Source organism: Bradyrhizobium sp. P5_C11_2 (genome assembly GCF_054049755.1).
On sequence record NZ_JBFULT010000323.1, the window covers coordinates 1 to 8,684 of the forward strand.

Consider the following 8,684-nt stretch of genomic DNA (forward strand, 5'->3'; position numbering starts at 1 on the left):
TGAAAGCATCGTGACGCCAGTCGCCGTCTCACGGAGAGGTCCATGAGCAGACGCTTGTTGACGATTGCCGGGGCTCTCCTGCTCCTCGTCTGCGGTGCGGCGGCGCAAACGCCCTCACCCGAGGCGATGACTGCGGCACGCAAGCTCGTGGTCACGCTGAGGATCGCCGATCAGTATCGCGTGCTGCTGCCGCAGCTCCTGCTCAAGCTCCGGCCCGTGGTCGCCCAGGACAGGCCGGAGATCGAGCGCGACTATGATGCTATGACGGCGCCCGGATCCGAGATCTACGCGCCGTTCGTCGCCTCGATGATCGATCAGATCGCGGCCCTCTACGCCGCGGTCTTCACCGTCGACGAGCTGCGCCAGATCGAGGCGTTCTACGCCCAGCCTGTGGGGCGGAAGTTTCTGGAGAAGTCGGATGCGCTGGCGCAGGCCAGCGCGCAAATCGGCCAGGACGTCAGCCAGAAAGCCGCCGACGAGCTGAAGCAGCGCCTCATCGAGGCGCTGCGCCAGAGGGGGCACAAGCTCTGAATCGCGCGCAGCCCAATGATGAGGCTTCGCGCGCTCGCCCGCGGCTATTTCTTGGTTTTGAACCCCACAGGGATGTGGTCCGAGCCTTTTCCATTCAGGCGTTCGGCAAGGAGATCTCCCCTGCATTGTTGGCTGCGCACGATCATGTAGTCGAGTTCGCGTGGAGTGTCGCCCATATGGGTCGGCTGTCCGGTGTTGACGCGCTGATCCTTTGTCACGTTTTTCAGTTGCTCAGGTTCTCGGTTGAAATCACCGAGGATAGCCCAGCAGGTGCTCTTGTCCTTCAACAGGTTGGTCACCGCCGACACGATATTGTCGGCATCGTTATACTGATTGTTGCCGTACGATCCCGCATGCATCGTGAAGTACATCGCATGGTTCGGCATCGTGATCCCCAGGATCGGACGGCCGGGCGTCCCCTTTTTCGTGTTGTCTTGCTGGGGACAGATAATCGTCGCGCTCGTGGGAGATATCGTCGCGTCCACGGCGAAGGCGGCATTGACCCTGTGCCCAATGGTATCGGAATTCAGGAAGAAGACGGAGGCTGGCTTCTTCCCGTTGTTCCATGCGTATTGGAGAACCTGGAAAGTCTCGGTGTGACCCGAGGAGTCCGTGCATTTTTCAGTGTTCACGACTTTGCCAGTGCCCCACATGTCGGGCTTGGGGCCGGCCTCTTGCACGGCGACGACCTGGTAGGCGTCCTTCAGCATGAGCGAGCTGATGTCCGTTCCCCATTTGGTGCCCTGGGTGTTGTAAGTCACCATCACATAGTCATCGAGGCCGGCGGCGAGCGCGCCGGTGGTGACGAGGCCGACAGTCGCAAACAATATTGCGCGGCGTAAGGTCATAGTCCCTCCCGATCGGGTGGCGAATGAATTGATGTGCAATGAAAACTTGTGGAGTGATTTGCCGGGCGTCAGTTCGGAACGTATCCGATCGCCTCGATCTTGCCGTAGTCGGTGGCGCACACGTGTGATGTATATTACAAATTGTAAAAAATTGAAACGGCAACCATGAGGCATTGCGGCTGCCGCGCCTTGATCGCTTCGTTCGCGCGCGACTGCACCGGGCTTCGGGGGGGAGTTAGCCCCGCGGCTGTGCGAACCGCAGTTCGCTCGGCGTAACCCACCACTTCCGTGTCGGCGGAAACGCAAGAGGTGGGTTAGGCTGCGCTAACCCCCTACGCACCTTGCCTGCCTCACTTCACCAGCGGGCAGCTACCGTCCTTCAGCGGCCGGAACGCCTGGTCGGCGGGCACTTCGGCGAGCAGCTTGTAATAATCCCACGGGCCCTTCGACTCCTCGGGCTTCTTGACCTGGAACAGGTACATGCTGTGCACCATGCGGCCGTCTTCGCGCAAGCTGCCGTTGTCGGTGAAGGCATCGCGCACCGGCAGCTCGCGCATCTTCGCCATCACCGTCTTGGTGTCCTTCGTGCCGGCGGCCTGCACGGCCTTCAGGTAGTGCAGCGTCGCGCTGTAGGTTGCGGCCTGGTTCATCGTCGGCATGCGCTTGACGCGCTCCAGAAAACGCTTGCCGAAGGCGCGGGTCCTGTCGTTGAGGTCCCAGTAATAGGCCTCGGTGATGATCAGGCCCTGCGCGAGCTTCAGGCCGAGGCTGTGCACGTCGGAGATGAACATCACGATCGCAGCCAGGTTCTGTCCGCCGGCGACGATGCCGAATTCGCCGGCCTGCTTGATCGCGTTGATGGTGTCGCCGCCGCCGTTGGCGAGCCCGATGATCTTGGCCTTGGAGGCCTGGGCCTGGAGCASGAACGASGAGARGTCGGCGGTGTTGAGCGGATGCTTGACGCCGCCGAGCACCTTGCCGCCGGCCGCCTTCACCACGTCGCCGGTGTCGCGCTCGACCGAATGGCCGAACACGTAGTCGGCGGTGAGGAAGAACCAGGTATCGCCGCCATTCTTGACGATCGCGCTGCCGACCGTGTGGGCGTTGGCATAGGTGTCGTAGGTCCAGTGCGCGGTGTAGGGCGAGCAGGACTTGCCGGTGATGTCGGAGCTCGCCGCGTCCGTCACGATCATGATCTTCTCGTACTGCTTCGACAGCTCCATCACCGCCAGCGCGGTGGCCGAGGTCGGCAGGTCGATGATCATATCGACGCCCTCGGTCTCCCACCATTTGCGGGCGATGGTGGAGGCGACGTCGGGCTTGTTGAGCACGTCGGCCGAGACCATGTCGATCGACTTGCCGAACATCTGCCCGCCAAAGTCCTCGATCGCCATCTTGGTGGCCTCGACATTCCCCTGGCCTCCGATGTCGGAATACACCGAGGAGAAGTCGGAGAGCACGCCGATCTTGAGCGGGGTCTGCTGGGCGGACGACGCGTCGATGAGAAACGCAGATAGCAGCCCGGCCGCAAAGGCGGCGCGCGCGATCCGATACATGGCATTTCCCCCGATATTCTTAGTTGGTGCACCAGCCCAAATTTGCCCCGTTGAGGAGCAAATTCTTGCGTCATGACGCCAGCGTGCAGGCAATTTGACCCGGCCGACAGCGCCGACTACGCTTCGCGCAAATTGCAAATCTTGGGGAGTAGAAATGTCGAGCGACACCGCAGCCACCATCTCGAAGGCCCGCGAGCATTCCATCGGCGATCTCCTGCGCCGCTCAGCGGGGCGCGAGCCGGACAAGCTCGCCGTGAGCTGCGGCAGCGTGAGCTGGAGCTTTGCCGAGCTGGACGCGATCTGCAACCGGCTCGGCCGTGGCCTGCTCGGTCTTGGCGTGAAGAAGGGCGATCGCCTCGCCGTGCTCTCGCGCAACTCGCACGCGTTCGCGGCGCTGCGCTTCGCGGTGGCGCGGATCGGCGCGGTGCTGGTGCCGGTCAACTTCATGCTCAATCCGGACGAGATCAATTTCATCCTGAAGAGTTCCGGCGCAAAGCTGCTCGCGACCGGTCCTGATTTCGTCGAACCGGCGAAGGCCGCGAGCGCCAGGGACTGCGCGGTCGAGAAGCTGATCTGGCTGCCGGGCGAGGACCCCGCCACGGCGCCCGCGGGCCTCACCACCTTCGACGATCTGCTTCATGCCGACGGCTCGTTCCTGGAGGCGTCCGTCGACAGCCGCGACCTCGCGCAGATCGTCTACACCAGCGGCACGGAGTCGCTGCCCAAGGGCGCGATGCTGACCCATGAGGCCGTGATGTGGCAGTATGTCAGCTGCATCATCGACGGCGGCATGAGCGTGGACGACAAGTTCCTGCATGCACTGCCGCTCTATCACTGCGCCCAGCTCGACGTCTTCCTGGGGCCGCAGATCTATCTCGGCGCCTCCGGCGTGATCACCGGCAAGCCGACCGCCGACAACATTCTGGCGCTGATCCAGGCCCACAGGATCACCTCCTTCTTCGCGCCGCCGACGATCTGGATCGCGATGCTGCGCTCGCCGAATTTCGACAAGACCGATCTGTCGACGCTTCAAAAAGGCTATTACGGCGCCTCGATCATGCCGGTGGAAGTCTTGCTCGAACTTCAGCGCCGCCTGCCCGCCGTCAAATTCTGGAATTTCTACGGCCAGACCGAGATCGCGCCGCTCGCGACCGTGCTGCGCCCGGAGGACCAGCTGCGCAAGGCCGGCTCGGCCGGCAAGCCCGTGCTCAATGTCGAGACGCGCGTGGTCAACACGGCGATGGAGGACGTGAAAGTCGGTGAGGTCGGCGAGATCGTGCACCGCTCGCCGCATCTGCTGTCCGGCTATTACAATGACCCCGTCAAGACCGCGGCGGCGTTTTCCGGTGGCTGGTTTCACTCCGGCGATCTCGCCACAGTCGATGCCGAAGGCCACATCACCGTGGTCGACCGCGTCAAGGACATGATCAAGACCGGCGGCGAGAATGTCGCGAGCCGCGAGGTCGAGGAGATGGTCTACCGCATCCCCGCGGTCTCCGAGGTTGCCGTGGTCGGGCTGCCCGATCCGCGCTGGATCGAGGCGGTCACCGCGATTGTCGTGGTCAAGACCGGCGAGAAGCTGGACGAGAACGCCGTCATCGCGCATTGCGCCGGCCAGATGGCGCATTTCAAGGTGCCGAAGCGCGTCATCTTCGTCGACAGCCTGCCGAAGAATCCGAGCGGCAAGCTGCTCAAGCGCGAGCTGCGCCAGCGTTTCGTCGGCGGCGAGACGCTCGACAAGGCGATCCAGAAGAACTTTGGGACGTAGGTCGGGCGCCGTTTCGGCGGCGTCGCGGCGGCGTTTCCCTAGCCGGCGCCGCCGGCGAGCTTCCTGACGTCGTCGGGCGTCTGTCCGAAGCGGCGGCGAAACGCACGATGGAAGTAGGATACGTCGTGAAATCCCGCGAGATGTGCGATCTCGATGATCTTGCGCGTGCGCATGGCAGGATTTCGAAGCAGCCGCTCGGCACGCAGCAACCGCTGTTCCAGCACGAAGCCGCTATACGTGATCCCGGCCTGCTCGAACAGCAGCTGGATGGTGCGCGGGCTGACCCGGTGCGCGGCTGAAAGGACGGTGAGCGACAGCGCGGGATTGTCCAGCTGCGCCAGGATGTCGGATTTGAGGGTTTCGAAACGCGCCGCCGCAAGGCCGCGCATGCGCGCCTCCTCGGCGACATCGCCGCGCGCGCCGATCATCAGCACGGCGAGGTCGAACAAATGCTGCGAGACGGCGTCGAGCTCCGCGGGCGCGAGCTTGTCGGCATATGTATGGGCGAGGTCATAGTATCGCAGGAACATCGACGTGATCGGATTGGCGCCGGGGATCGATTGCGCGATCAGGTCCTCGGCGTTCGGGCACGCGCGCAGCAGCGCCTTGCGCGGCAGCAGCGCGGTCTGGAAATTGCCATGCGTGATCTGGGTGATGTGGGCGCCCTTGATCGAGGGGTCACCTATCGTGATGTCGCCGGCAGCGACCTCCAGCGGACGTTTTCCCATGGCCCCGCTCAACGCCGAATTCGGCGACGTCGTAATCACCAATTCGTCGTTCGTCCCCAACGACACGAAAGACATCGGGGTGCCGAATGAGGCCGAGAGTCTGAGGCGGGGAAGAATGGCCGGCGAGATGGCCCGGTGAACGCGCTCATCCCCGATCGGAACGAAATCGACGTTCGCCACCTGGCGGCAAAACTGCTCGCGCCATCTTTCATAGGCCAGGCCATTCGGGTCGCCATCGAACGAGAGTTGAGGCTGGATCATCGATCGAGAAGGAAGGTTCGTTGCGATGTGTTGCAGGTTGTATCTTCGCACCGATGCGCCGCAAGCGGCAAAAGCGCCCGATTGCGTGAAAAGCCACTCGCGATGACGCGTTAAGACCGCGACCAGGTGCCGCAGCCTTGCCCGAATTGCAAAAGCAGTTGGCGCCGTGACGTCCCCCCGGCGGCGAGCCTCGATACTTCTTCACCGCAGCCCCGAATGCCAGCCACAGCGCCATCGACGCGAGGCCGAAGCCGCCGGGCAGCCGGAAGGTCGGGCCGTAGCCAATCCACTCCGCGATCCGGCTGCCGAGCGCGAAACTGATCGTGATGTCCGGCCAATTGCGCCGGCCTAGACCAGAACGTAACCTGCGTTGACAAATTTGGTTTCTCCCCACTTGCGTCCGCGCGGCGATGTCACTTCACGCCGTCCCAGCCTCTTTCGGATCCTGGCCATGCCCCTCTGGACCTGCGAAACCTGCGGCGCGCAATTCCCGGACAGCGGACATCCGCCTGCCTCCTGTCCGATCTGCGAGGACGAACGGCAATTCGTGAACTGGAAGGGACAGACCTTCCTCACCCGCGAGGCTCTGGCGGAAAGCCATCGCCTGGTCTGGCGCGATGATCTCGGTCTCACCGGCCTTGCACTCGAGCCGAGCTTTGCCATCGGCCAGCGCGCCCTGCTGGTGCCGCTCGCGGAGGGCTGCGTGATGTGGGACTGCGTGCCGCTGGCGACGCCGGAGGCGATCGCGCATGTGCGCTCGCTCGGCGGGCTGAAAGCGATCGCGATCTCGCATCCGCATTATTTTGGCGCGCTTGCCGACTGGAGCGATGCCTTCGGCGGAATCCCGGTCTATCTGCACGCGGATGATCGCGAATGGGTGACGCGGCCGCATTCCGCGATCGTGCATTGGACCGGCGATGAGTATCGCATCTCGGACGAGGTGCTGCTGCTGCGCACCGGCGGTCACTTCGCCGGCGCCACCATGCTGCATTGGACGCGGGGCGCTGACGGCAAGGGCGCACTGCTCACCGGCGACATCGCACAGGTGACGATGGACCGCCGCTTCGTCAGCTTCATGTACTCCTATCCGAACTACATGCCGCTCAACGCGGCTGCGGTGCGGCGGATCGCGGCGGCGGTCGAGCCGCTTGCCTTCGACCGCATCTACGGCGCCTGGTGGGACCGCAACATCGCCACTGGGGCCAAGGCTGCGTTCGCGGCGTCGGTGGCGCGATATATCGCGGCTATCGCCTGAGGCGCCTGCTCGGTCGGAGATCGCGAAGTCGGGAAATGGCCGTCAGTTCGCAAATTTTACGAGATAACGGTAGGACGGAATTTCGGGGTTCGAGCCGAACATTTCGATGTCCATCTCGCTGGCGCCGCCGCGACGGATTCCAGTCACCACCCTTCTATCCGGCGTCCATAATCCTTGTCCTGTCGAGCGCTGCGCAAAGGAGATCCAGATCGCGGTCACGCTGAAAGGAGGTGAACTGCCGGGAAGCTGACCGCCGACAAACGTCAGTCGCTCGCGGTAATCCCATGTTCGCTTGGGACCTACGCCGTCCCGAGGCCGCACTGCGCCGTGAACACTTCCATTCACCCGCCCGGCAAACTCCTGCTCGGCCGCATCCGTAAATCCTGCCAGCAGATCCGATGTGATCATGGTCGAGGCAACCTGGGTCCTTTGGTGCGCTTGTGCTACCACGGTGGTGTCATCGCCTCGTCTCGTGAACTGTCGAGTAGCGTATCTTCGGTCAAGCGGACGATCGATCCAACTGTCTCCCTCCCGTCGCATTGTCACGGACGATATGCCATCCTCGGATTGCTTCTTGACCTGGATGCCTAGAAAGGATGTCTCTGCGTTTTCGGGCGAAACCACCGGCTGGTTGTTGAACACGAGATAGATTTGATCGTAGCGCGGCCTTACCTGCGCCATTGATCCATACTGCTCGTTCAGAACACAATAGCTTTCGGCGGCTCGCGCTCTCTCCTTGCTTGCGGCATTGACGGCAATTGCCAGCCTCCCTGCGTAAGCGGATGAAAAGAAGGTACGGTGGGCGACCCTCGTCGTGCCGCCCTGGCAATCTTGGGCCAGGGTTCGACCGAATCCCGCAACCCAGATTGTCAGCGCGACAAAGAAACCGGCGATGCATCTCCGGCGAATACTACGCACTGCGCGTCCCGCCCTGTCCGGTTTGGATGATGCCCATGTAGTCTTTGACCAGGTTGATGAACTGGCCGAAATAGAAGCCCAGGATGATTCCGCCCCAGTTGGACAGCTGATCCGGTATGTCCTTGCCGATAATCGCCAGTGTGATGACTGAACCAATGACTGCGACGGCAATGATTCCGGCAATCAAGCTGATGACGTTGATCATACGACCGATGGGCGCGGCCGAAAGTTCGATCCGACGCATCAAAAGCTTTTCCGCGGTTGTCGCCGGATCTTGCTGCGGAGTGGCCGGCGCCTGGGGCGTCGCACCTGCTGGGTCAACGTCTGTCAAGAGAGTCTATCCATAATCTTTCAAAAAATTGACATCGGTAGCGTAAGCAGTGGCAATGAAGGCGCGACACTGAAGAACGAATAGTCCTTCCGCGTGCCGCAGGAAATGATGCTACCTTAGCGTGAGACGATGTCTCGTCAAGACCCGGCCATTGTATTGAGGCTACTTCTTCTCATTCGCTGGGGTGCGGTCGCGGGCTGTTGCCCACGCCAATGATTGCTTTTGGACGAGCAGCGATTCCCTTGCCTTGACTTAATAACTGTACTTGCGGTACAGTTATTAAGCGTGGCGCAACGATGCGTCCGTAGGGGGCTCGGCACGATCGATGCATTGTCCAGACCGCGGCGCGTTCTGCCGCCGTGTGGGCGGGAGTTGGGCATGACGGCGCAACGCGACTACGAGATCTTCGAGGCGGGGGACGTTACGCTCCAGTCCGGCACTGTGTTTCCGGCCATGAAGCTCGCCTACAAGACCTACGGCGCACTGAG

At 62.4% G+C, this 8,684-nt stretch carries 9 protein-coding genes; 4 read left to right on the top strand and 5 right to left on the bottom strand.

The features are described from left to right. The first annotated feature begins 42 nt into the window (after positions 1–42). Positions 43–531 (top strand): DUF2059 domain-containing protein, encoded by a 489-nt coding sequence (locus ACXJL8_RS25945; protein ID WP_456685832.1) that lies wholly within the window; start codon positions 43–45, stop codon positions 529–531. A gap of 44 nt (positions 532–575) precedes the next feature. Here ACXJL8_RS25945 and ACXJL8_RS25950 read toward each other — a convergent pair whose 3' ends face one another. Together ACXJL8_RS25950 and ACXJL8_RS25955 are read right to left on the bottom strand one after the other, a co-directional pair. Further along, positions 576–1,379: a hypothetical protein gene (locus tag ACXJL8_RS25950; protein ID WP_456624414.1), complete on the bottom strand. Its 804-nt coding sequence runs from the start codon at positions 1,377–1,379 to the stop codon at positions 576–578. Positions 1,380–1,729: 350 nt separating this feature from the next. Further along, positions 1,730–2,935, bottom strand: a complete 1,206-nt coding sequence (locus tag ACXJL8_RS25955) for an ABC transporter substrate-binding protein (RefSeq protein WP_456685833.1) — start codon at positions 2,933–2,935, stop codon at positions 1,730–1,732. A 154-nt stretch (positions 2,936–3,089) separates the two neighbouring features. Here ACXJL8_RS25955 and ACXJL8_RS25960 point away from each other — a divergent pair, with 154 nt between their 5' ends. Beyond that, positions 3,090–4,703: an acyl-CoA synthetase gene (locus tag ACXJL8_RS25960; RefSeq protein ID WP_456623733.1), complete on the top strand. Its 1,614-nt coding sequence runs from the start codon at positions 3,090–3,092 to the stop codon at positions 4,701–4,703. 38 nt (positions 4,704–4,741) lie between these two features. Here the strand turns inward: ACXJL8_RS25960 and ACXJL8_RS25965 are convergent, their stop codons facing one another. After that, positions 4,742–5,431, bottom strand: a complete 690-nt coding sequence (locus ACXJL8_RS25965; RefSeq protein ID WP_456623732.1) for a helix-turn-helix transcriptional regulator — start codon at positions 5,429–5,431, stop codon at positions 4,742–4,744. On the opposite strand from ACXJL8_RS25965, the gene ACXJL8_RS25970 reads away from it, so the two are divergent. Then, positions 5,430–5,570, top strand: coding sequence for a hypothetical protein (locus ACXJL8_RS25970; RefSeq protein WP_456623731.1), 141 nt, complete (start codon positions 5,430–5,432; stop codon positions 5,568–5,570). The two genes, ACXJL8_RS25965 and ACXJL8_RS25970, sit on opposite strands and share 2 nt — an antisense overlap. Before the next feature lie 573 nt (positions 5,571–6,143). Further along, positions 6,144–6,947 (top strand): MBL fold metallo-hydrolase, encoded by an 804-nt coding sequence (locus ACXJL8_RS25975; RefSeq protein WP_456623730.1) that lies wholly within the window; start codon positions 6,144–6,146, stop codon positions 6,945–6,947. A gap of 42 nt (positions 6,948–6,989) precedes the next feature. Here the strand turns inward: ACXJL8_RS25975 and ACXJL8_RS25980 are convergent, their stop codons facing one another. Together ACXJL8_RS25980 and ACXJL8_RS25985 are read right to left on the bottom strand one after the other, a co-directional pair. Further along, positions 6,990–7,865, bottom strand: a complete 876-nt coding sequence (locus ACXJL8_RS25980) for a hypothetical protein (RefSeq protein WP_456623729.1) — start codon at positions 7,863–7,865, stop codon at positions 6,990–6,992. Beyond that, positions 7,858–8,196, bottom strand: a complete 339-nt coding sequence (locus tag ACXJL8_RS25985) for a hypothetical protein (RefSeq protein ID WP_456623728.1) — start codon at positions 8,194–8,196, stop codon at positions 7,858–7,860. Before ACXJL8_RS25985 ends, ACXJL8_RS25980 begins: the two co-directional genes overlap by 8 nt. Positions 8,197–8,684: the final 488 nt, after the last annotated feature.

Coding starts and splice junctions, on each gene's coding strand:
- ACXJL8_RS25965 (WP_456623732.1), bottom strand. CDS start 5,431: ATGGGAAAACGTCCGCTGGAGGTCGCTGCCGGCGACATCACGATAGGT.
- ACXJL8_RS25950 (WP_456624414.1), bottom strand. CDS start 1,379: ATGACCTTACGCCGCGCAATATTGTTTGCGACTGTCGGCCTCGTCACC.
- ACXJL8_RS25970 (WP_456623731.1), top strand. CDS start 5,430: ATGGCCCCGCTCAACGCCGAATTCGGCGACGTCGTAATCACCAATTCG.
- ACXJL8_RS25945 (WP_456685832.1), top strand. CDS start 43: ATGAGCAGACGCTTGTTGACGATTGCCGGGGCTCTCCTGCTCCTCGTC.
- ACXJL8_RS25975 (WP_456623730.1), top strand. CDS start 6,144: ATGCCCCTCTGGACCTGCGAAACCTGCGGCGCGCAATTCCCGGACAGC.
- ACXJL8_RS25960 (WP_456623733.1), top strand. CDS start 3,090: ATGTCGAGCGACACCGCAGCCACCATCTCGAAGGCCCGCGAGCATTCC.